Origin of the sequence: Rhizobium sp. 25PS6, assembly GCF_032464655.1 — a bacterium.
In the GTDB taxonomy this organism is placed as follows: Bacteria; Pseudomonadota; Alphaproteobacteria; order Rhizobiales; family Rhizobiaceae; genus Rhizobium; species Rhizobium laguerreae.
On sequence record NZ_JAWDIV010000018.1, the window covers coordinates 149,268 to 170,188 of the forward strand.

General features: G+C 62.0%; 20 protein-coding genes. 8 read left to right on the top strand and 12 right to left on the bottom strand.

Annotated elements, in window-relative coordinates; genetic code table 11:
• Window positions 1–99 precede the first annotated feature (99 nt).
• The 3 genes from RWK44_RS24890 to RWK44_RS24900 all read left to right on the top strand — a co-directional run bounded on the left by RWK44_RS24890 (window position 100) and on the right by RWK44_RS24900 (window position 3,288).
• Entirely contained in the window at window positions 100–678 is a 579-nt protein-coding gene (locus RWK44_RS24890; RefSeq protein WP_316029530.1) for an acyloxyacyl hydrolase, read from the top strand.
• Window positions 679–803: 125 nt separating this feature from the next.
• Entirely contained in the window at window positions 804–3,035 is a 2,232-nt protein-coding gene (gene purL, locus RWK44_RS24895) for a phosphoribosylformylglycinamidine synthase subunit PurL (RefSeq protein ID WP_316029531.1), read from the top strand.
• Window positions 3,036–3,054: 19 nt separating this feature from the next.
• On the top strand, window positions 3,055–3,288 hold the full coding sequence (locus tag RWK44_RS24900) for a BolA/IbaG family iron-sulfur metabolism protein (RefSeq protein WP_003579540.1): 234 nt from the start codon (window positions 3,055–3,057) through the stop codon (window positions 3,286–3,288).
• 34 nt (window positions 3,289–3,322) lie between these two features.
• On the opposite strand, the gene RWK44_RS24905 is transcribed toward RWK44_RS24900, so the two are convergent.
• Window positions 3,323–4,504: a hypothetical protein gene (locus tag RWK44_RS24905; protein WP_316029532.1), complete on the bottom strand. Its 1,182-nt coding sequence runs from the start codon at window positions 4,502–4,504 to the stop codon at window positions 3,323–3,325.
• A 164-nt stretch (window positions 4,505–4,668) separates the two neighbouring features.
• Between RWK44_RS24905 and RWK44_RS24910 the strand changes: the two genes are divergently transcribed.
• The 5 genes from RWK44_RS24910 (at window position 4,669) to RWK44_RS24930 (ending at window position 9,088) form a co-directional block, all read left to right on the top strand.
• Window positions 4,669–4,899: a hypothetical protein gene (locus tag RWK44_RS24910; protein ID WP_077978281.1), complete on the top strand. Its 231-nt coding sequence runs from the start codon at window positions 4,669–4,671 to the stop codon at window positions 4,897–4,899.
• A gap of 250 nt (window positions 4,900–5,149) precedes the next feature.
• A complete protein-coding gene (gene grxD, locus RWK44_RS24915; protein WP_012757638.1) occupies window positions 5,150–5,485 on the top strand; it encodes a Grx4 family monothiol glutaredoxin in 336 nt (111 codons plus the stop codon).
• A gap of 137 nt (window positions 5,486–5,622) precedes the next feature.
• Window positions 5,623–6,828 carry a multidrug effflux MFS transporter gene (locus RWK44_RS24920; protein WP_222040347.1) on the top strand — a complete coding sequence of 402 codons (1,206 nt, stop codon included), beginning with the start codon at window positions 5,623–5,625 and terminating at the stop codon, window positions 6,826–6,828.
• 35 nt (window positions 6,829–6,863) lie between these two features.
• Complete coding sequence (locus RWK44_RS24925) at window positions 6,864–8,144, top strand: multidrug effflux MFS transporter (protein WP_316029533.1); 1,281 nt, start codon at window positions 6,864–6,866, stop codon at window positions 8,142–8,144.
• Window positions 8,145–8,221: 77 nt separating this feature from the next.
• A complete protein-coding gene (locus RWK44_RS24930) occupies window positions 8,222–9,088 on the top strand; it encodes an acyl-CoA thioester hydrolase/BAAT C-terminal domain-containing protein (RefSeq protein WP_221998155.1) in 867 nt (288 codons plus the stop codon).
• 42 nt (window positions 9,089–9,130) lie between these two features.
• Here RWK44_RS24930 and RWK44_RS24935 read toward each other — a convergent pair whose 3' ends face one another.
• From RWK44_RS24935 to RWK44_RS24985, 11 genes are all read right to left on the bottom strand, one after another.
• Window positions 9,131–9,955 carry an inositol monophosphatase family protein gene (locus RWK44_RS24935; RefSeq protein ID WP_131665247.1) on the bottom strand — a complete coding sequence of 275 codons (825 nt, stop codon included), beginning with the start codon at window positions 9,953–9,955 and terminating at the stop codon, window positions 9,131–9,133.
• Between the two features lie 36 nt (window positions 9,956–9,991).
• Entirely contained in the window at window positions 9,992–10,819 is an 828-nt protein-coding gene (locus tag RWK44_RS24940; protein ID WP_168283564.1) for an inositol monophosphatase family protein, read from the bottom strand.
• A gap of 46 nt (window positions 10,820–10,865) precedes the next feature.
• The gene (gene ttcA, locus RWK44_RS24945) at window positions 10,866–11,735 is read right to left on the bottom strand and encodes a tRNA 2-thiocytidine(32) synthetase TtcA (RefSeq protein ID WP_316029534.1); all 870 of its coding nucleotides are present in this window, start codon (window positions 11,733–11,735) and stop codon (window positions 10,866–10,868) included.
• Window positions 11,736–11,795: 60 nt separating this feature from the next.
• Entirely contained in the window at window positions 11,796–12,725 is a 930-nt protein-coding gene (locus RWK44_RS24950; protein WP_012757644.1) for a glutaminase, read from the bottom strand.
• Window positions 12,726–12,827: 102 nt separating this feature from the next.
• The gene (rpsD, locus tag RWK44_RS24955; RefSeq protein WP_003540107.1) at window positions 12,828–13,445 is read right to left on the bottom strand and encodes a 30S ribosomal protein S4; all 618 of its coding nucleotides are present in this window, start codon (window positions 13,443–13,445) and stop codon (window positions 12,828–12,830) included.
• Window positions 13,446–13,668: 223 nt separating this feature from the next.
• On the bottom strand, window positions 13,669–15,180 hold the full coding sequence (locus RWK44_RS24960; protein WP_131665243.1) for an ATP-binding protein: 1,512 nt from the start codon (window positions 15,178–15,180) through the stop codon (window positions 13,669–13,671).
• Window positions 15,181–15,287: 107 nt separating this feature from the next.
• Window positions 15,288–16,535: an MFS transporter gene (locus RWK44_RS24965; protein WP_183594392.1), complete on the bottom strand. Its 1,248-nt coding sequence runs from the start codon at window positions 16,533–16,535 to the stop codon at window positions 15,288–15,290.
• A gap of 24 nt (window positions 16,536–16,559) precedes the next feature.
• On the bottom strand, window positions 16,560–17,363 hold the full coding sequence (gene murI, locus RWK44_RS24970; RefSeq protein ID WP_025394753.1) for a glutamate racemase: 804 nt from the start codon (window positions 17,361–17,363) through the stop codon (window positions 16,560–16,562).
• A complete protein-coding gene (locus RWK44_RS24975; protein ID WP_018483700.1) occupies window positions 17,344–18,174 on the bottom strand; it encodes an RNA methyltransferase in 831 nt (276 codons plus the stop codon). Before RWK44_RS24975 ends, murI begins: the two co-directional genes overlap by 20 nt.
• A 4-nt stretch (window positions 18,175–18,178) precedes the next feature.
• Window positions 18,179–20,218, bottom strand: a complete 2,040-nt coding sequence (locus RWK44_RS24980) for an FUSC family protein (protein ID WP_316029535.1) — start codon at window positions 20,216–20,218, stop codon at window positions 18,179–18,181.
• Between the two features lie 54 nt (window positions 20,219–20,272).
• Window positions 20,273–20,800 carry a hypothetical protein gene (locus RWK44_RS24985; protein WP_168283559.1) on the bottom strand — a complete coding sequence of 176 codons (528 nt, stop codon included), beginning with the start codon at window positions 20,798–20,800 and terminating at the stop codon, window positions 20,273–20,275.
• Window positions 20,801–20,921 lie beyond the last annotated feature (121 nt).

The window sequence follows — 20,921 nt, forward strand, 5'->3', positions numbered from 1 at the left end:
TTCGGAAAAAACGCCGGAGCGTATTCCGAGCGCTTCACCGACTCAACCTCCATGTTACCTCTTTGTTGTTCCCGTCAGACGCGAATCAGAGGACAGCAAATGAGGGTCGACTTCGGAAAGATCGCGTTGCGTTTTTTGGGTATGGCATCGTTGGCAGCGGCAGCCGCTATCCCGGTTGCGGGCTCGGCAAGTGCTGGCGAGCAGATATTTGATGAATTGCGCTTCGGCGCTTCGGCCTCGGTGCAATCGGGCCATTCCGGGGAAAACGGCATCTTTCCCGAAATTACCGCTCTCTTCGATCCTTTCGGTTACGACATGGCGGTCGGCTGGCAGCAGCAATTGCTGCATCCCCGCGTCCATCTCGGCACCTCGATCGGGACGTCGGGCGAAGCCACCCAGTTCTTCACCGGTTTCACCTGGACGGTCGATTTCAACGAGAAGCTCTTTGCCGAAGCCGGCTTCGGCGGCGTCATCCATACCGGCGATCTCGAAGGCGAAGACGACGGCCCGGAACTCGGCTGTCGCGTCCTCTTCCACGAATATCTGGGCGCCGGCTACCGTTTCAACGCGCACTGGAATGTCATGGCCCAAATCGCCCATTCCTCGAACGCCAATCTCTGCGATGGGCCGAACGACGGCATGACACGCGCCGGCTTGCAGATCGGCTACAAATTCTAGCAGCGACCACTTTTCATCATCAGGAAGAAGTTGCCGGCCCGCTGTTGACGGCGGGCATTTTCCTGTCGCGCGTCGCCGCTACATAAGCTAAAGACAGCGCAAAACGCGCCAGGGATTTTCCGCTCATGACCTTTCCAAACACCATCCCGATCACGCCCGAACTCATTGCAAGGCACGGCCTGAAGCCGGACGAGTATCAGCGTATTCTGGATCTGATCGGCCGCGAACCGACGTTTACCGAGCTCGGCATCTTCTCGGCCATGTGGAACGAGCACTGCTCCTACAAATCCTCGAAGAAGTGGCTGCGCACGCTGCCGACCAAAGGCCCGCGCGTCATCCAGGGCCCGGGCGAAAATGCTGGCGTGGTCGATATCGATGACGGCGATTGCGTCGTCTTCAAGATGGAGAGCCACAACCACCCCTCTTATATCGAGCCTTATCAGGGCGCCGCGACCGGCGTCGGTGGCATCCTGCGCGACGTTTTCACCATGGGCGCGCGCCCGATCGCCGCGATGAACGCGCTGCGCTTCGGCGAGCCGGATCACCCCAAGACCCGCCACCTCGTCTCCGGCGTCGTTTCCGGCGTCGGCGGCTACGGCAATTCCTTCGGCGTGCCGACGGTCGGCGGTGAGGTCGAGTTCGACGCCCGCTACAACGGCAACATCCTGGTTAACGCCTTTGCCGCCGGTATTGCGAAGTCGAACGCCATCTTCCTGTCCGAAGCCAAGGGCGTCGGTCTTCCGGTCGTCTATCTCGGCGCCAAGACCGGCCGTGACGGCGTCGGCGGCGCGACGATGGCATCGGCCGAATTCGACGAATCGATCGAAGAGAAGCGTCCGACCGTTCAGGTCGGCGACCCCTTCACCGAAAAGTGCCTGCTGGAAGCCTGCCTCGAGCTGATGCAGACCGGCGCAGTCATCGCCATCCAGGACATGGGTGCGGCCGGCCTCACCTGCTCTGCCGTCGAGATGGGCGCCAAGGGCGATCTCGGCATCCTGCTCGAGCTCGACAAGGTGCCGGTGCGCGAAGAGAGGATGACGGCCTACGAGATGATGCTGTCGGAAAGCCAGGAGCGCATGCTCATGGTGCTGCAGCCGGAGAAGGAAGAGGAAGCCAAGGCGATCTTCGTCAAGTGGGGCCTCGACTTTGCCATCGTCGGCTGGACGACCGACGATCTGCGCTTCCGCGTCATGCACCAGGGTGAGGAAGTCGCCAACCTGCCGATCAAGGATCTCGGCGACCAGGCGCCGGAATATGATCGCCCCTGGCGCGAGCCCGGCAAGCACGCTCCCCTGCCCGCCAATCTCGTCGCCGCTCCTCAGGATTACGGCCTGGCGCTGCTGCAACTCGTCGGCTCCGCCAACCAGTCGAGCCGCCGCTGGGTCTATGAGCAATATGATACGCTGATCCAGGGCAATTCGCTGCAGCTTCCGGGCGGCGATGCCGGCGTCGTACGTGTCGACGGCCATCCCTCCAAGGCGCTTGCCTTCTCCTCCGACGTCACTCCGCGTTATGTCGAGGCGGATCCCTTCGAAGGCGGCAAGCAGGCGGTCGCCGAATGCTGGCGCAACATCACCGCGACAGGCGCCGAACCGCTCGCCGCCACCGACAATCTGAACTTCGGCAATCCCGAAAAGCCAGAAATCATGGGCCAGTTCGTTCAGGCGGTGAAAGGCATTGGCGAGGCCTGCCGGGCGCTGGATTTCCCGATCGTGTCAGGCAACGTTTCGCTCTACAACGAGACCAACGGCGTCGCCATCCTGCCGACCCCGACGATCGCAGGCGTCGGCCTGTTGCCGGACTGGCGCAAGATGGTCCGTATCGGCAGCGCCAACGATGGCGATAAGGTGATCATGATCGGCGTCGACGGCAGCCATCTCGGCCAGTCCGTCTATCTCCGCGACGTGCTTTCCAGCAGCGAAGGTCCGGCACCGGAGGTGGATCTGTTCGCCGAAAGACGCAATGGCGATTTCGTCCGCTCCGTCATCCGCAACGGCCAGGCGACCGCCTGCCACGACATCTCCTCTGGTGGCCTTGCAGTTGCGCTCGCCGAAATGGCGATGGCCTCGGGCAAAGGCCTGACGATCGATCTGCGCGAAGGCAAGGGTGCACCGCATGCGCTGCTCTTCGGTGAGGATCAGGCGCGTTACGTCTTGACGTTGCCCGCCGATGTCGCCGATTTCGTCTGCGTCAATGCGGAAGGTGGCGGCGTTCCCTTCCGCCGTCTCGGCACGGTCGGAGGAACGGCGCTTGTCGTCGGCGATCTGATCTCGCTGCCGATTCAGCAATTGCGCGATGCCCATGAATCGTGGTTCCCTAATTTCATGGAAGGCCGCGGCGAACTTGCTGCGGAATGATGCGCAAGGAGTAACGATCATGGCCATGAAACCCGGCGATATCGAAGACATGATCAAGGCTGGGATTCCCGGTGCCAAGGTGACGATCCGCGATCTGGCGGGCGACGGCGATCACTACGCCGCCGAAGTCGTCGCCGAAGCCTTCCGCGGCAAGAGCCGTGTGCAGCAGCACCAGATGGTCTACGAGGCGCTGAAGGGCAATATGGGCGGCATACTGCACGCGCTGGCGCTGCAGACCTCCGCGCCGGAATAGAGCCCGACGTAATCCCGATGACGATGCCCGGCCCTCAGCCGGGCATTCTCTTTTTGTCGGGATCGGCAAAGACCGAGGCCGGCATCGGCCCGGATGTCAAAAGCGTGAAATCGAAGGGCGCCTGCAGATCAGGCCCAAGCACATATTGCCGGTGGACGCGCAGCTGGTCCTTGCGGATCTTGCGGTAGTGCTCGCGCGTCAGCATCTGCTTGACGCGGATCAGCATCATCTTTGCCTGAGGCGCATCCGCATGGCCGGAGACGGCGACGACCGGCACCTTGTAGAAATTGATCGAATCCGTCAGGCACTGCACGTCGAGCCAGGATATCTCGGGACAGCGGGCGATCAGCCCGACGCGGGCGCGAAGCAGTGTTGCCGATGACATAAGCGCACATTGCAGGATGGCGCTGCCGAGTGTGGCAAACACCACGCGCTTGCCCCTGAAGATCTCCGGCTCCCTCTCCAGCAATATGCCGATGACATGGGCGGCGACGCTCGATCCCATGCTGTGCGAGGAGATCACATATTCGTCCGCCTCTTGTTCAAGCGCCTTGCGCACGGCAGTGGCCCGGTCTTCCAGCCAGTCGTTGAAATCTGTCCGGTCCATGCGGCCGAGCGCCACGGCCATTTCCCAATCGGCAAAGAGATGCAGCGTGTGGAAGCGTTCGGAAAACGGCAGGAAGGCGAAGATGAAGAAACAGAGCGCCAGCGGCTCGCTCCAGAGCATGTGCCACGGCGAAAAGCCGAGACCATAGGGCACGATGGCAATCTGCGCCGTCAGCACGATCGCCAGCGCCGTCAGCAGGAACGGAAACAGAAAGAACAGGCCGAAGCGCCAGGCATGGCGGAAATATCCCCGCATCCCGCCTTCGAACATGATCTCGGCGCAGCTTCGGAAGCCCGCAATGATCTGGCTCAGCGTGTTGCCGGCACGTAGCTTGCGCACCAGTATGTCGTGATCGACCATATGGATGCGGCTCTTCGTCTGCCAGCCGGGGGAACCGGTCCCCGCCTCGGGTGCCGCCACCCTCTCAGTCGTCGTGACCTCGAAGCTGACCGGATCGCTCCCCGCATCCACTGGCCCCGTCTCAATCGAATAACTCCAGACGGCGGCACTCTGCCTGGCCGAACGCTCGTAGCGTGCCCTGTGGGCAACGCCGTCAAGCGGCTCGAAGCCCGGGAAATGCAGGACGACCCGCTTCTCGATCAGTTTCATTCCACTCTTCCGGCCGGGCGAATGGCCGGCATGTTGCTGCGATCCGGATGCTGCGCCGCTGATATGGGCAAAAAGCACCTATGGTCTCGAAGCCGTCTTGCTAACCGAACTCTTCCGGAATTCAATAGCAGCCATGTCGTTTCCATCACGAACGGAGGGGTTTTGTGGCCGACCTAGTCAAAGAATTGATATCAGGCGTCGTCGACAGCGTGCTGAAGGAGATCCTGAAGAAGACCACCGGCCGCATCACGACGAAGCGCAGGAGGCGTAAGACACGCCCCGCCACGACGACGAAGGTTGCGCGCAAGGCGACCTCGGCCAAGCCCAAGCCCGCCCGCAAACAGGTCAGCAAGCGCCGCACCGCCGCCGGCCGCAGCCGTCAGCGACGCAGCTAAGACACGATGAAAATATGAGCGGCTTTCGGATGAATTCCGCTCCGCTGCAGCGCCGCGCGTCTTTTAAGACGTGCAAAGGACGCTGTCGCACTTTGATGTGCAGTAGCGCGACGGCAACAGCCCCGGCAACGGCCTGCCCGAATTGGTATTTTTTTGGTTCGGGCAGCTGGAATTCCTGCTGTCGCATGCTATCTAAAGGCAACGATTGAAACGGTGGGCCTTTAACCCGCCTGTTGAAAGGATTAGGTCCATGAGCGGCATTCACGAATTCATCGGCAACGAAATCAAGAGCAACGACGTCGTCCTTTTCATGAAGGGCACGCCTCAGTTTCCGCAGTGCGGTTTCTCCGGCCAGGTCGTGCAGATTCTCGATTACATCGGCGTCGATTACAAGAGCGTCAACGTGCTCGCCGATTCGGAAATCCGCCAGGGCATCAAGGAATATTCCAACTGGCCGACGATCCCGCAGCTCTACGTAAAGGGCGAGTTCGTCGGCGGCTGCGACATCGTCCGGGAAATGTTCCAGGCTGGTGAACTGCAGCAGCATCTCCAGGAAAATGGCATCGCGGTGCGCGCCGCCTCCTGACCGGTCACCGGACGTCCGCCCGGTTTCCAAATCTGTTTCTTGAGTTCGAGGCGCTGCGGCTAGCAGCGCCTTGACCTGTTTATGGGAATTTCATTGTGACAGATTCTTCACAAGCCGTGTCCGCGGGCCGCCTGCCCATGGGCAAGCGAGAATTCATCGCGCTCGCAGCCTTCCTGATGGCCATCAACTCGCTGGCGATCGACATCATGCTCCCGGCCTTGCAGCAGATCGGCGCGAGCCTCGGCGTCGAGAGCGAGAACCACCGGCAATTCGTCGTCTCCTCCTATCTGCTCGGCTTCGGCTGCGCCCAGCTGTTCTACGGACCGCTTTCCGATCGCTTCGGCCGCCGTACGCCGCTGTTGTTCGGCCTCGTCGTCTATATCGTTTCGGCCATCGGCATCGTCTTCGTTCCCTCCTTCGCCGGCCTGCTGGTGCTGCGCTTCGTCCAGGGCATCGGCTCGGCGGCCACCCGCGTCATCACCATCTCCATCGTCCGCGATATCTATGGCGGACGACAGATGGCCGAAGTCATGTCGCTGATCATGATGGTCTTCATGATCGTGCCGGTGATTGCGCCCGGCGCGGGTCAGATCGTCATGTTCTTCGGCAATTGGCACCTGATCTTCTTGTTTATCGCCGCCATGGCGACTGGCATCGCCGTCTGGGCCTATCTACGCCTGCCGGAGACCCTGCATCCCGCCAATGTCAGACCCTTCACCGCCCGCTCGATCTTCGGCGCCTTCAAGCTGGTGCTGACCAATCGCGTCGCGCTCTGCTACACCATCGCCAGCACCTTCATCTTCGGCGCGCTGTTCGGCTTCATCAATTCGGCCCAGCAGGTCTATGTCGGCATTTACGATCTCGGCGTCTATTTCCCCTTCGCCTTTGCCGGCGTGGCGATCTTCATGTCGCTGTCGTCCTTCTTCAATTCGCGCTTCGTCGGCAAGCTCGGCATGCGCCGCCTGTCGCACGGCTCGCTCATCGGCTTCATCGCCATCAACACCATCTGGCTGATCGTCCAGATGGCCAGCGCCGAGCCGATGCCCTTCGCTCTGTTCATCTCCTTCTTCGGCCTTTCCATGTTCCAGTTCGGCTGGATCGGCTCGAATTTCAATTCGCTCGCCATGGAGCCGCTCGGCCACGTCGCCGGCACCGCCTCCTCCGTCCTCGGCTTCATGAGCACGGTCGGCGGCGCCATCATCGGCGCCGGCATCGGCCAGGCCTTCGACGGCACTGCGCTGCCGATGGTCGCCGGTTATTTCGTCGTCTCGATTATCGGGCTCGTCTTCGTGCTCATCGCCGAGAAGGGCCGCCTCTTCCAATCGCAAAACCCGGCCGTCTGAACGGCCAACCTCATTCGCATCCGGGATTTCACCACATGACGCCGCCGCATAAACCGCACCAGGAAAACCAGGGCTCCCGCCGCATCGGCATGGGTTTTGGCGAATTCGTCATTACCATCGCCATCATGACCGCCAGCGTTGCTATGGCGATCGACAGCATGCTGCCGGCATTGCCCAATATCGGCCATTCCCTCGGCGTCACCAATACCAACGACGCCCAGTTGATCATCGGCGTGTTCTTCTTAGGATTCGGCGTCTCGCAGATCTTCTTCGGCAGCCTTTCGGATACGTTCGGCCGCCGCAACATCCTGCTCGGCGGCTTGGCCTGCTATATTGTCGGAATGTTTGCCGCCGCAGCGACCGGCAGCTTCGAAATGCTGCTCGTTATGCGTTTTGTCCAGGGTATTGGCGGTGCGGCCGTGCGCATTACCACCATGGCCATGGTGCGCGACTGCTTCGGTGGCCGCGAAATGGCCCGTGTCATGTCCTATGTGATGATCGTCTTCATGATCGTGCCGATCGTTGCCCCATCCGTCGGCCAGCTCATCATCCTTTATGCCAACTGGCACTGGATCTTCATCCTGCTCGGCATCATCGCCACCGTCCTGTTCGTCTGGGCTCTCCTGCGGCTGAAGGAATCGCTGCCGCCGGAAGAGCGGCTGCCGCTGTCGGTCGCCTCTGTCGTGGATGGCTTCAAGACCGTGCTCACCAACCGCATCACCTGCGGCTACATGATCGGCCTCACCATGTTCACCGGCGTCATCAGTGCCTATGTGATCTCGGTTCAGCAGGTCTTCGGCGAGGTCTATGGCCTTGGCGACTGGTTGCCGATCGCCTTTGCGGCTACCGCCGGCGGCATCGCCGTCGCCAATTTCGCCAATGGATTCTTCGTGCGCAAATTCGGCATGCGCCGCATCTCGCATGCCGCCTTGCTGATCTTCACGGCGCTGTCGGCTGTCGGCTTTTTTTATTCGCTGGCCGGCAAGCCGGATTTCGCCATCGCCTATGGCATCTTCACCATCGTGCTGATGATGTTTGCCCTGATCGCCACCAATTTCACCGCCATCAGCCTCGAGCCGATGGGTAATCTCGCCGGCACGGCGACCGCCATCACCGGCTTCGTCTCGACGACGGCCGGCGCCATCCTCGGCGGCCTGGTCGGCCAGATGTTCAACGGCACGGTGCAGCCGCTCTTCGGCGGCTTCGCCCTCTTCGGCGCGGTGACGATTGCAGCCACCCTTTGGGCCGAAAACGGCAAGCTCTTCACCCACCCCGGCGACAGTCCGCAGCTCGATCCGGGAGCTGCGCATTTTTGAAGTGGGAAATCTGCCGGAACGGTTGATCCCCGGCGGCATTGAATTAGATGGCAAACTCGGCACGTTCCTAAATCTGGATGCCCCTGGAAGAAGGATCCTGGTTTTTGGATGCAGGATTTCAACGTCTCCCCCCGCCATTGCAGGGCGAGATATTTCAAGTCAAACCGGATGCCAGCACCGGCGTGATGGTGCTCAGCGGCTCCAGTGGCCGAGTCGATGTGGCCCGCGCCAGGTTGTTTGCGAGCCAGGGGGCAACGGTCATAGCGCTTCGCTGGTTCGGCGGCGAAGGCCAGGTGCCAGGTATTTGCGAGGTGCCGCTGGAAACGTTTTTCTCTGCCACGGACTTCCTGGTGGGACTCGGCTGTAAACGCATCGTCCTAGTGGGAACCTCGAAAGGCGCCGAAGCTGCACTGCTCACGGCCGTTTACGATCCGCGCATCAATGCGGTCGTGGCGATAAGCCCTTCTTCAGTCGTCTGGGGGAATATTGGTCCAGGGTTTGATGGCATCAGTTGGCCCGAGCGCTCGTCGTGGACATTGCGCGGTACACCGCTTCCTTTTGTTTCGTCGGACCCAGAATGGGTGCGAGAATACAGAGACGGGCTGGTCGCCTATCGGGGTTTGTTCGAAAGATGCCTCGATATGCACGAGTCTGAGATCGACGCAGCGGCTATCGCTTTGGAGAGATCGAATGCCGAAATTCTACTCGTAGCGGGATGCGATGACGCACTCTGGCCATCAGACGAATTTGCCGCATCAATTGTTCGGCGGCGCGCAGGTTTTGGTTTGTCCACCCAGCTTGTCTTGGGAGAACACGCGGGCCATCGCATTCTGTTGCCGGGCGAAACGACCCCCCGATCAACGCTGCACGCGCACGGTGGCAGTGACGAAGCCGACACAGAGTTGGGACGACTGGCGTGGGAACACATCCTCACTGTCCTATAGCATGAGGGCAGCAGTAAAGGCTCTACGCTTTAAGGCGAGTGTTCAGACCGTGAAAACCTCACGCCGCAGCACGTCCCACGAGGCCTTGTCGGGCGCAATCAGCAGCCCGCCGTCGAGATGATGCGGCAGGTAGGGTGAGCCGTCGAAGCGCGCCGCATAGGCGCCCGCCTCCTGCGAGATCAGGGTGCCGGCAAGGTGATCCCAGGGCATCAGCTTGTTGTACATGAGGTAATGCACATGGCCGCCGGCAAAGGTGCGGTACTCGTGGGCGGCGCAGCGGTAATTGGTGAGGAAGCGCACCTTGGCGAGATTGCCGAGTACTTCGGCGCGCTTCTCCTTCGGCAGGTAGCCGGTCGAGGCCATGCCGACCATATGCTCAAGTCCCACGGGCGCTGCGACCGAGAGCCGCTCGGCGCCGCCATCCGGCCGCCGCAGCCAGGCGCCACCGCCCTTTTCGGCCATCACCCAGTCGTCGCCCATCGGATCGTAGATGATGCCGGCAACCGTCTCGCCGCCGGAGATGACGGATGCCATGACGCCGAAGGCCGGAATGCCGGAGGCGAAATTGAAGGTGCCATCAACCGGATCGACGACGAGCGCGAGATCGGCATGTTCGAGGCTGCCGAGCAAATCGGGATCGGCCGCGACCGATTCTTCGCCGAGAAACAGCGCGTTCGGCCAGAGCCGCTGAGCTTCCGCCTTGATCATCCGTTCGGCCTGCTCATCGGCCTCGGTGACGAGATCGGTCGCCTCGCCTTTGGAGCGCACGTCGTTCTGGCCGAGTCGGCGAAAGCGCGGCAGGATCTCCGCCTTTGCCGCGCGACGCAGCAGATCGGCAAGAACGGTCACGTCGACAGTCGCAATCATGTCAGATCCTTTAATTAAGCCTCACAGGGCCTTGAATCAGATGCCGACGATCTCACGCCGGATCAGCTGCCAGCTCTCCCGGTCGGGCGCGGAGATGATGCCGCCCGTCGTTTCGCCGGGGCGATAGGGTGTGCCGTCGAATTTCGCCGTATGGCCGCCGGCCTCCTGATGCGCGAGCACACCGGCCAGGTGGTCCCAGGGCATCAGCTTCGCATGGCCGATGAAATGCATCTTGCCGGCGGCGACCATCCAATATTCGTAGGCCGAGCAATTGAAGGCGAAGGTCATCCGGGCCTTCGCCATGTTGGCGCAGATACGCGAGCGGTCGGGCTCATCCATATGACCCCACGACAGGCCGCCGACCATCTGGCTCAGGCTAGCAGGCTCGGCGACCTTCAGCTTGGTCGACTGCCCGTCCTGGCGGGTCAGAAAGGCGCCTGCCCCTTTGAGCGCCGTCACCGTATCGCCGAGAACGGGATCGTGAATGATGCCGGCGACCGTCTCGCCTCTCACCGTCACTGCCAGTATTGTCCCGAAAACCGGAAGCCCCGCGGCAAAATTAAAAGTGCCGTCGACGGGATCGATGACGAAGGCAAGCTCGGCCTCGGCAAGGGCCGGCACGACTGACCGGTCGGCATCATAGGCCTCCTCGCCGACGATGAGTGCCGTGGGAAAACGCTCTCTTAGCGCCGCGGTGATATGGGCTTCGGCAAGCACATCCGCCTGCGTTACCAAATCGATCGCCGAGGTCTTTTCCGAAACATCGCCCGCGCCGAGACTGCGAAAACGCGGCATGATCTCCGCTTGCGCCGCTTGCCTCACGCAATCGCCGAGAAAGAGAATATCCTGATCTGAAATGGTCATGCGAAATCCCGTCCTTCATGCATGAGCAGCCTGCTTAGCCGGCCCTTCATGAAGGGTCTGTGACACCAAGAGTGGAAAAGTCGAAAAGTTTCGGATCGAGCAGATGCGACGGGTTCACGTGCGAAAGTGCCCGTAGCATCGTATCCTTCCGTCCCGGCATGCGCTGCTCGATATCGGCGAGCATATCCTTCATTGCATTGCGCTGCAGCCCGTCCTGCGAGCCGCAGAGATCGCAGGGGATGATCGGAAACTGCATAGCGGCCGCGAACTTCGCGAGGTCGTCCTCGGCAGCATAGGCGAGCGGCCGCAGCACCATCAGATCGCCCTCGTCGTTCAGAAGCTTCGCCGGCATCGAGGCGAGCCGGCCGCCATGGAAGAAATTCATGAAGAAGGTTTCGAGAATGTCCTCGCGGTGGTGGCCGAGCACCAGCGCATCGCAACCCTCTTCCCGCGCGACGCGGTAGAGATTGCCGCGCCGCAGCCGCGAACAGAGCGAACAATAGGTAGCGCCTTCAGGCACCTTCTCCTTCACGATCGAATAGGTGTCGCGATATTCGATCCGGTGGCGGACGCCGATCTTGGTGAGATAGTCCGGCAGCACGTGCTTCGGAAAATTCGGCTGTCCCTGATCGAGATTGCAGGCGATGAGTTCGACCGGCAGCAGGCCGCGCCATTTGAGATCGAGCAGCAGCGCCAGCAGCCCGTAAGAATCCTTGCCACCGGAAAGGGCGACCAGCCAGCGCTTCTGGCCCTTCAGCATGTCGAAATCGTCGAAGGCCTGGCGCACCTGCCGGAGCAGGCGTTTGCGCAGCTTGTTGAAGGAGACCGAGCGCGGTGCATCGGCAAACAGCGCATGGCCGCTGGTGTCGGCTTCGCCGGTTTCCAAATCATCGGCGATCTTGGCTGCGATATTCATTGCTTCGTCCTACAGAAATTCCACATTTGCTCTAGCAGAAACCCGCCTGGTAACACAGCGTCAATCGCCGAAAACCGACCAGCCGGTGCGCGCCGCAAGCATCTCCAATGCCGCAGCGCCGAGCTGTGAATTGCCGACCTTGTTCAGCCCCGGCGACCACACCGCGATGGAGGCTATGCCCGGCGCCACCGCGAAGATGCCGCCGCCGACGCCGCTCTTGCCGGGCAGGCCGACATGATAGGCGAAGTCACCCGAGCCATCGTAATGGCCGCAGGTCAGCATCAGCGCATTGATGCGACGCGCCCGCTTCGGCGAGACCACCGAATGGCCGGTCGTTGGATTACTGCCGCGCGCCGCCAGGAACAGCCCGGCGCGGGCGAGCTGCTCGCAGCTCATCGACAGCGCGCATTGATGGAAATAGACGCCGAGCACATGGTCGACCGGATGGTCGAGATTGCGGTAGGCGCGCATGAAGTTGGCAAGCGCGAAATTGCGGTATCCCGTCTGCGTTTCCGAGCGCGCCACCTTGTCGTCGATGGTGATCGACTCGTCATCGGCGAGATAACGCACGAAGCGCAGCAGCTCGCCGATTGCCTCGCGCGGCGCATGGCCGGCCATGACGACGTCGCTGACGGCGATCGCGCCGGCATTGATGAAGGGGTTGCGGGGGATGCCGCTCTCATGCTCCAACTGGACGATCGAGTTGAAAGCCGATCCCGAGGGTTCGCGCCCGACCCGCTTCCACAGCCCCTCGCCGACCTTGCCGAGCGCCAGCGTCAGCATGAAGACCTTCGATATGCTCTGAATCGAGAAGGCGGTATCGGCATTGCCGACGCGATAGACTTTGCCGTCGACGGTGACGATCGCCATGCCGAACTGCTTCGGGTCGACCTTGGCGAGCTCCGGAATATAGTCCGCCACCTTGCCCTCGCCGATCCGCGGCTGGATATCGGCGTAGATGCTATCGAGGGTCGCCTGCAAATCTGCCATTGCTTCTCTCCAGATCGCAAAAAAGCCGCTCGAAAGAGCGGCTTTCCGTATATCGACGCATGCTGTTGTCTCGCAATCGGTTTCGACTGCGAGACGAATGCATTAACGCGAGTAGAATTCGACGACCAGATGCGGTTCCATGACGACCGGGAACGGAACGTCGCTGAGCGTCGGAACGCGGCCGAAGGTTGCGACCATCTTGTTGTGATCGACTTCGATGTAATCAGGAACGTCGCGCTCTGCGAGGCTGACGGCTTCCAGAACGATCACCAGCTGCTTCGACTTTTCGCGAACTTCGATGACGTCGCCGGCCTTGCAACGGTAGGAACCGATGTTGACGCGCACGCCGTTGACCGAGACGTGGCCATGGTTGACGAACTGACGGGCAGCAAAGACCGTCGGAACGAACTTGGCGCGATAGACGATTGCGTCGAGGCGCGACTCCAGCAGGCCGATCAGGTTTTCGGAGGTGTCGCCCTTGCGGCGGTCGGCTTCGGCGAAGATCGCGCGGAACTGCTTTTCGCGCAGGTCACCGTAGTAGCCCTTGAGCTTCTGCTTGGCGCGCAGCTGCACACCGAAGTCCGAAAGCTTACCCTTGCGGCGCTGGCCGTGCTGGCCCGGGCCGTATTCGCGGCGGTTCACCGGGGACTTCGGACGGCCCCAGATGTTTTCGCCCATACGGCGGTCAATTTTGTACTTGGACGATTCGCGCTTGCTCATCGTATTTCCTTTCAAAGTTTATGACGGTTTGTTGCCAAACCGCACGAAGGAAACACGCCCTCCTCTGGTCTCTTCCAAGACCTGACAGGATGTTCCGGTTAGCGAACAGGAACGATCCACGGGACATGTCAAATGAAACACCGGACATTGCTGCCCGGTGCTTGCGGCGGTCTTTAGAGGGCCGTCATGAAAATGTCAACAGCGGCAGACCCCGAAAGCGCCACTATTCCGCCGCCAGCGGCTGGTAGCCGGTATCTGGTGCGTTGGCGTCGCCCGGCGCCGTCTGGCAGTCCATATCAGGGAAAGCGACGATACGCTTGCCGGAAAAATCGGCGTGCACGACGATGATGCCCTGCTCCTCGAAATAGCCAAGCAGGCGGCGAGCGCGACGGGCGGAATGGGTACCGTAGGCGCGGGCGATGCGGGCGTCCGAAGGGCAAGGCTCGCCGCAGACGGCGGCCTTGGCGAGCATCAGGAAGACTCCCTGCAGGTCGTCGGTGACACCTGAAGACAGTGACAGCGCCGTCGCCCAGGCATTGGTCGCAGCTGTCGTCACATCGACGCCGGAGCGCGAGATCGCCACCCGCCGGCGGAATTCTGGCAGCGCGATCGGCGGTCCCGGCACCCGGCGCATGCGCAGCCGGACGAGAAAGTCCTGATAGAGCACCGAATCGGTGCGAAAGGCGGAGGTCGGATCGTCGAGGATTTCGGCAAGCACGCCGGCAAGGCGCTCCTCCCGCTCTTCGGCGGAGACTTCCACCTGGCTCGCCCTCGCCTCGGCAGGCACGGCCGATGCCGCTGGCGTCGAGCGCGAGAGTTCGGCCAGAATATCGGTCGTCGGCCGCGGCGCCGGCGGGGCGCGGCGCACCAGCGGGCGCTGGAATTCCTCCGGATCGGGCGTAAAGATCAGGTCTTCCACATCCTGAGGCGCATCCGGCAGCGGCATCAGCTTCGGGCTGGAAGAGCGCGCCGAGGTCTCCACCGCACCGATCTGGATCGGCAGCGGCCGGCGCGACAGCGCCGGTCCGAGGGCGACGAAATTGCCGCGCTTCAGATCGCGGAACATCTCGGCCTGGCGCCGGTCCATGCCGAGCAGGTCGGCAGCGCGCGCCATGTCGATATCGAGGAAGGTTCGGCCCATCAGGAAGTTCGAGGCCTCGGCCGCGACGTTCTTGGCAAGCTTGGCAAGCCGCTGCGTCGCGATCACGCCGGCAAGACCGCGTTTACGCCCGCGGCACATCAGATTGGTCATCGCGCCGAGCGACATCTTGCGCGCATCTTCCGAGACATCGCCACCGACCGACGGCGCAAACATCTGCGCCTCGTCGACCACGACGAGAACCGGATACCAGTATTCGCGATCGGCATCGAACATGCCGTTGAGGAAGGCGGCGGCGGCGCGCATCTGGTCTTCGAGATCGAGGCCTTCGAGCGTCAGCACGCAGGAAACGCGATGCTGGCGAATGCGGTTGGCGATGCCGGCAAGCTCCGCCTCGGTCCGCTCACCGTCGACCACGACATGGCCGAACCTGTCGCTGAGGGTGACGAAATCACCCTCGGGATCGATGATGACCTGCTGCACCCATTGCGCCGATTGCTCTAGCAGGCGGCGCAGCAGATGTGACTTGCCCGATCCGGAATTGCCCTGCACGAGCAGACGTGTCGCCAGCAGCTCCTCGATATCGAGCGTCGCCGGAGCGCCGGACGCCAGTCCCATATCGATGCCAACCTGCACGTCCAATTCCCCTTAAAGATTCCCGGCCCGTCTCTAGCAGATTCGCAGGCACTGTTATCGTCAAACCTTTAAGAACCCACAGGAAAGCCAGCCCTGGGAAATAAGTTTCACACCGCCTCGCGCTCGACGAGGTCGCCCGCCATGTCCTTCTGCGTCGGAATCAGCAAACGTGCGCAGAGCAGGCTGACGAAAAGTGGTACCAACAAGACCGCAAGTCCCGCGCGCAAGCCCAGGAGTTCGCCGAGAAAGCCGATGATCGGCGGCCCGATGAGAAAACCGGTCAGGGCTGCGAAGGAGAGCGTCGCAACGCTTGAAGCGGGCGGGCGGTCAGTCAGCGAAGCGACGGCCGTCACCGCAAGCGGAAACCCGACCGAGACGCCGATACCGACTGCGGCAAAGCCGAGTAGCGCAAGCGGCGTCGCCGGTGCAAGGAGAACGACGAGCATGCCGGCAAGCGAGGCGATGCCGCAGCCACGGGCAATGGCAACCGCGCCGAAACGGCCTTTCATGTAATCACCGCTGAAGCGCCCCGCCGCGACCATGAAAGCGAAAACCGAATAACCGAGGCCGGTTTGCGCGCCTTCTGCATTCATGACATCGCGGAGATAGACCGCCGACCAATCGGCGATCGCACCTTCGGTCATCGTCACGCCGAAGACGAAGGCGCAGATCCCGAGCAGAGCAAGACTGGGCAGCTTGAAGCCGGTCATTACCTGCGAATTCTCCGCATGGTGACTTTCCGGCAATTTCGGCAGGCGCAGGCTGGCAATCAGCGCAGCCGGCAGGATGATGATCGCCGTGATCAGGATCGACCAGTGTGGCGAAAGCCCGATGGCTATGGCACCAACGCCGATCAGGCTGCCGGCCATAATGCCGAAGCTCCAGAAGCCGTGGCAGCGGCTCATGATGACCAGCCCCGTCGCCTTCTCCGTCACATCGGCCTCGACATTCATGCCGAGTTCCACCGTCGAAAGCGCGACCCCAACGACAATCAAGGCGAAGAATAGAAGCACGGCGCTGGGCGCGAAGGCTGGAAGCGAAACCACGGCAAGAAAGAAGATGAAACCATAGATGATCACCATGCGCCCGCCGATGCGCGAGACGAGGCGGCCGGCAAACGGCAGGGTGATCAGCGTGCCGATCGGCAATCCCAGAAGTGCGACGGCGAGATCGGCGGTGCCGAGTTCAAGCTTCGCCTGGACATCAGGAATACGCGGCAACCAGGCGCCAAAGGCTATCGGCTGCAGAAAGAAGATCAGCATGACAAGTCTTTGCAGCGGCACGGCGCATCCCTTTATGTCTTGAGCGGCAAACACGCGCCCGCGATTCCCCGCGGAGATCTTGCGCGATGGCATCGGTGAAATAAAGCGCGCAGTGCCTTATCGCGTGCTGAGACCGAACCCCTGCATCAGTCGGCGCGTCGCAAAATCGGGATTGCCGGATGTAAAGACGGCAAAGTCGAAATTATCGGGGTGAACGGCATCGGCGATCTGCGGAACGAGCGTGCGCGCCCGCCGGGCAATGGCTTCTGCCGGATCCAGCCAGTCCACCGGCCAAGGCGCAAGCCGGCGGAAAAGATTGGCCATGAAGGGATAATGCGTGCAGGCGAGCACGACGATATCGGTCCTCTGACTGTTCTTCTCGACGAAACATTGGTCGATTTCGGCAAGCACGGCGTCGTCGGAGACGGCATCACCGCGAATATAGGCCTCTGCCATGCGCGCAAGGTTCTCCGAGCCGACGAGGCGGACATGGCATTGCTGCGCGAAGGACTGGATGAGATCGCGCGTATAGGCGCGCTTGACTGTGCCCGGCGTCGCGAGCACCGAGACGAGGCCGGAGCGCGTACGCTCCGCCGCCGGTTTGATCGCCGGCACAGTGCCGACGAAGGTCATCTGGGGAAAAGCGGCGCGCAGATCGGCGCCAACCAGCGTGAAGGCGGTGTTGCAGGCAATGATGCAGACTTCGGGATCGTGCTCCTCGAGCAGCCGGCCGAAGAGACCGATCACCCGCTCTTTCAGCGCCTGCTCCTCCCAGCCGCCATAGGGAAAGCCGGCATCGTCGGCCACATAGATGAAGCCGCGTTCCGGCATCAGCACACGCGCCTCGCGCAAGACGGTCAGCCCGCCGATGCCGGAATCGAAGACGAGGACGGGCTTCAGCTCATGCGTCGGCGCTGTCATCGGGCGGTGTTTCCTTGGCCGCTGTCGGGAACCGGCCGCCGCGCGGGCTCTTGCGCGAGAAGCGGTCGAGGGAGGAGATAACGCCGCGCAACACGCTGATTTCCTGCTCCGTGAAAGCCCGGCGGGATAGAACGGCACGCAGATTGTCGACCATTTTCGGCTTTTTCCCGGCGGGATGGAAATAACCGCGCGCATCGAGCGCCTCTTCCAACTGGTCGAACAAGCCGAACAGCTGTTCCTTGGTCGAAGGCGTCTGCCCCATCGCCTGGAAGGGCACGGCGCCGAGATCCTCCATGCCGGACTTCATCCATTCATAGGACATCAGCAGCACCGCCTGAGCGATGTTCAGCGAGGCGAAGGCAGGATTGACGGGAAAGGTGACGATCTCGTCGGCAAGCGCCACCTCCTCGTTGGTCAGCCCCCATCGCTCGCGCCCGAAGAGAATGCCTGTGCCCTCGCCGGCGCGAAACCTCGCCCGAAGCGTCTCTGCGGCGATGACCGGCGAGCGGACCGGCTTATAGCCATCACGCTCGCGCGCCGTCGTCGCATAGACGAAATTGAGATCGGCGACCGCCTGTTCCAGCGTGTCGTAGACCTTGGTCGCCTCGATGACGTGATCGGCCTTGGAGGCGGTCGCCAGGGCTTTCTCGTTCGGCCAACCGTCGCGCGGATTGACGAGGCGGAGTTCAGCAAGGCCGAAATTCGCCATGGCACGCGCGACCATGCCGATATTCTCGCCCATCTGTGGCTCGACCAGAATGATGGCCGGCCCTTCGGCCAGAAGTTGACGCTCGCTGTTCGTGCCTGCCATGGTTCTATCCCTGTTTCGAGCGCGCAATAACCTCGCCCGGCGCAAACGGCAAGACATCAGCCTGCGGATAGAGCCTTTCCAGTGCCGAACCGATCATTTCGAGCCCGAGTCTGGCGCCCTCGCGCGACAGCGGCAGGTGCCGCCCTGTCGTCCGCGACGCCTTGCGCTCGATGAAGAAACAGGTCGAGCCGCGCGGGGCCGCATCCTTCATCAGCGCCAGATCCGACGCGATCAGCCTTTTCAGCTCATCGGCCTCGGCCGGCGCTGTGGAACTCTTCGCCAGGATGCGCGCCCAATAGGTGCAGGAGAGGAAGATCGCCAGCGTCTGGCCGATCCGGCCCGGCCGCGTCACCACCGACCAGGACGAGCCGAGCGGCTTTGCTGCCACCGTCACGTCGCGGTAACAGGCATCGATCTTCTGCGACAGCGCAATCAGCGCAAAACCGCTCTTGCCATCGCCGATCGCGCTCAACAACTCGTCCAGCGCCTGAAACCAGCGGGCGAGTGCCGCATCAAGCGCGCCGCGCGTGCGTGCCGGAAAGACTAGGAAGGCGACCGCCGTTCCGGCCACCGCGCCGATCAAGGTCTCCCCGATGCGCAGTTGCAGGAGATCGAGCGTCAGCACCCCGGTCATACCATAGACCAGGCAGAGCACGATCGAGATGAAGAAGGTCATCGTCGCGTAGGAGACCTGCAGGAAATAGAAAGCGAGGAAGATGCAGATGCCGGCGACCGGAATCGCGATGACAGGCTCACCCGAAATCAGCGTCGCCAGCAGAAGGCCGATGGCGATCCCGAACACCGTGCCGAGCGAGCGCGACAGCGCTTTCATTGCCGTGTCGCCACGCGAATTGGTGTTGGTGAAGACGAGGAAGGCGGCAAGCACCGCCCAGAACCAGCGGTCGCGCGACAGAAGCAGGCCGAAGCCCATGGCGAGCGCCGAGGCGAGCGTGATCTGCAGCGCCGAGCGCAACAGCGGATTGGCGAATGAAAAGTCGATCTTCTCGGGCTGTGCCGTGTCCTTGACGGCATCGATGCCGGCAAAGCCGGAAGCCTGCCCCTCGCCGATCGCCTGCGTCAATTGCTGCCGCGCCTCGCCGAGCCAGAGCAGCGCCCGCACGGTTTCGCCTTGCGGTTCCTCTTTGATGGCTTCCGCCATCCCCTCATAGGTGGCGAGCTCCGCCTTGTCGGCCTCGATCACGGCATGGATGAGCGCAAAGGGCGGCAGGCTCTGGAAGCTCACCACGATCGCGCTTTCGGCAGCGAGATGCGCATCGAAGAGCCGAATCGCCAATTCCGCGGCGGGATCGGAAGCACCGTCGAAGACGCCGGCCGGCGGGCGTGGAATGAAGGTCTCAGCCATCAGCACCACTTCCTTCAGCCGGTCTTCCAGCTGGCGCAGCTCCTGCCGGTCAGCCTCGCCGATATGACCGCTGCCGGCAAGGGTGGCGAGCTTGAAGAGGATCTGGTTGATCCGGCCGCGCACGCTTTCGAGCGAGCGCAGCAGGTCGCGCCGCCAATCATCCGGCAACAGCACTGCTCTCACCAGATGGCCGACGAGTACCGAGACGACGGGGCCGATCGCCACATCAGGCAGCTCGGCAAGGGAAGGCCGGAAATAAGACCCCATGAAATAAGAGGTGAAGGCGAACATGCCGATCGCAAAGCCACGCGGCCCGAACACCCGCCCGGCCGATGCGAGCGCGATCACCACCAGGAAGACGAGATCGGAGAGAAAACGGCGATCCTCGAGCCCCGCCGCAATGCCGACGACGGCAAGGCTCGCGACACAGCCGAAAAGCCGCGTCACCAGCTGGCGCGAATTGCCCTTGTCGCGCACCGCCACCCCGCCCTCGATCGACAGTACGATGCCGAGACCGAAGGCCGCCGTCGGCAGCGGCACGATCAACTTCTGGATGGCGAACAGGATGGCGAAGGAGAGAACGATCGTCAGCGTCACCCGCGAAGCCATGCGCAGGCGCGAAAGCGCCGGATCGTTGGCAAGCAGCCAGTCGCGGAACTGAAAACCGGAAAACAAGTGCAAGAGCCCCTCATGCCGCTCAGAGATAGAATCTCGATGCTCTTGAATGTCGCGCGCCTATTGGCCCTTGGCAATCAGCGCCATCGTTGTCTTCAGGGAATCGCGCGCCTGCGTTTCGATATTCTCGGTGACGATATCGTCGATGACGGGCTTGCCGCCTTCCTCGACCACCTCGAAATGAACGGTCGTATAGTCCTTGGCATCGGGCGCATCCGAGCAGGCGGATTTCTTGAAGCGCACGGTCACCTCGGCCACGCCGTCGACCACAGGCGCTGCCACCATCGTCAGATCCTCCAGCGGGCAGGCATCCTGGCCGTTGACGATGACGTCGTAGTCGAAGGGCGATATGCCGTCGTCGTCGACGGCGGGAAACTGCGCCGCCGCCTGGTATTTCGCGACGAAATCGCGGCTGTAGAGATGGTCAAGCCGGCTCGCGTCGAAGATGTCGATCCAGTCGCTGCTATTGTCGGCCCAGTTGCTCCTGGTCGCGTCCATGATCTCCTTCACCGGAGCGATGATTTCGGCGGCGTGGCTGATGCCTGAAAAGGCGATAAGGCTTGCGATAACAACGGCGATTGTCTTCATGGTCGAATGTCCGGCGTCGGCAGTTGAGGCGGACACTAGCCAAATTCCAGTACTTGGCAATGGCGGCAAAAACGCATTGTCGAACCCCTTGCAGCTTTGCGTTCCCTGATCACAATGCTAT

What these genes read in the sequence shown, in the direction of transcription:
- RWK44_RS24935 (WP_131665247.1), bottom strand. Translation starts at nt 9,955, where the DNA reads ATGATTGCGACTGTCGACGTGACCGTTCTTGCCGATCTGCTGCGTCGC.
- RWK44_RS24940 (WP_168283564.1), bottom strand. Translation starts at nt 10,819, where the DNA reads ATGACCATTTCAGATCAGGATATTCTCTTTCTCGGCGATTGCGTGAGG.
- RWK44_RS24890 (WP_316029530.1), top strand. Translation starts at nt 100, where the DNA reads ATGAGGGTCGACTTCGGAAAGATCGCGTTGCGTTTTTTGGGTATGGCA.
- grxD (WP_012757638.1), top strand. Translation starts at nt 5,150, where the DNA reads ATGAGCGGCATTCACGAATTCATCGGCAACGAAATCAAGAGCAACGAC.
- RWK44_RS24985 (WP_168283559.1), bottom strand. Translation starts at nt 20,800, where the DNA reads ATGAAGACAATCGCCGTTGTTATCGCAAGCCTTATCGCCTTTTCAGGC.
- RWK44_RS24975 (WP_018483700.1), bottom strand. Translation starts at nt 18,174, where the DNA reads ATGGCAGGCACGAACAGCGAGCGTCAACTTCTGGCCGAAGGGCCGGCC.
- RWK44_RS24920 (WP_222040347.1), top strand. Translation starts at nt 5,623, where the DNA reads ATGGGCAAGCGAGAATTCATCGCGCTCGCAGCCTTCCTGATGGCCATC.
- ttcA (WP_316029534.1), bottom strand. Translation starts at nt 11,735, where the DNA reads ATGAATATCGCAGCCAAGATCGCCGATGATTTGGAAACCGGCGAAGCC.
- RWK44_RS24965 (WP_183594392.1), bottom strand. Translation starts at nt 16,535, where the DNA reads ATGCCATCGCGCAAGATCTCCGCGGGGAATCGCGGGCGCGTGTTTGCC.
- RWK44_RS24905 (WP_316029532.1), bottom strand. Translation starts at nt 4,504, where the DNA reads ATGAAACTGATCGAGAAGCGGGTCGTCCTGCATTTCCCGGGCTTCGAG.
- rpsD (WP_003540107.1), bottom strand. Translation starts at nt 13,445, where the DNA reads ATGAGCAAGCGCGAATCGTCCAAGTACAAAATTGACCGCCGTATGGGC.
- murI (WP_025394753.1), bottom strand. Translation starts at nt 17,363, where the DNA reads ATGACAGCGCCGACGCATGAGCTGAAGCCCGTCCTCGTCTTCGATTCC.
- RWK44_RS24900 (WP_003579540.1), top strand. Translation starts at nt 3,055, where the DNA reads ATGGCCATGAAACCCGGCGATATCGAAGACATGATCAAGGCTGGGATT.
- RWK44_RS24950 (WP_012757644.1), bottom strand. Translation starts at nt 12,725, where the DNA reads ATGGCAGATTTGCAGGCGACCCTCGATAGCATCTACGCCGATATCCAG.
- purL (WP_316029531.1), top strand. Translation starts at nt 804, where the DNA reads ATGACCTTTCCAAACACCATCCCGATCACGCCCGAACTCATTGCAAGG.
- RWK44_RS24930 (WP_221998155.1), top strand. Translation starts at nt 8,222, where the DNA reads ATGCCCCTGGAAGAAGGATCCTGGTTTTTGGATGCAGGATTTCAACGT.
- RWK44_RS24925 (WP_316029533.1), top strand. Translation starts at nt 6,864, where the DNA reads ATGACGCCGCCGCATAAACCGCACCAGGAAAACCAGGGCTCCCGCCGC.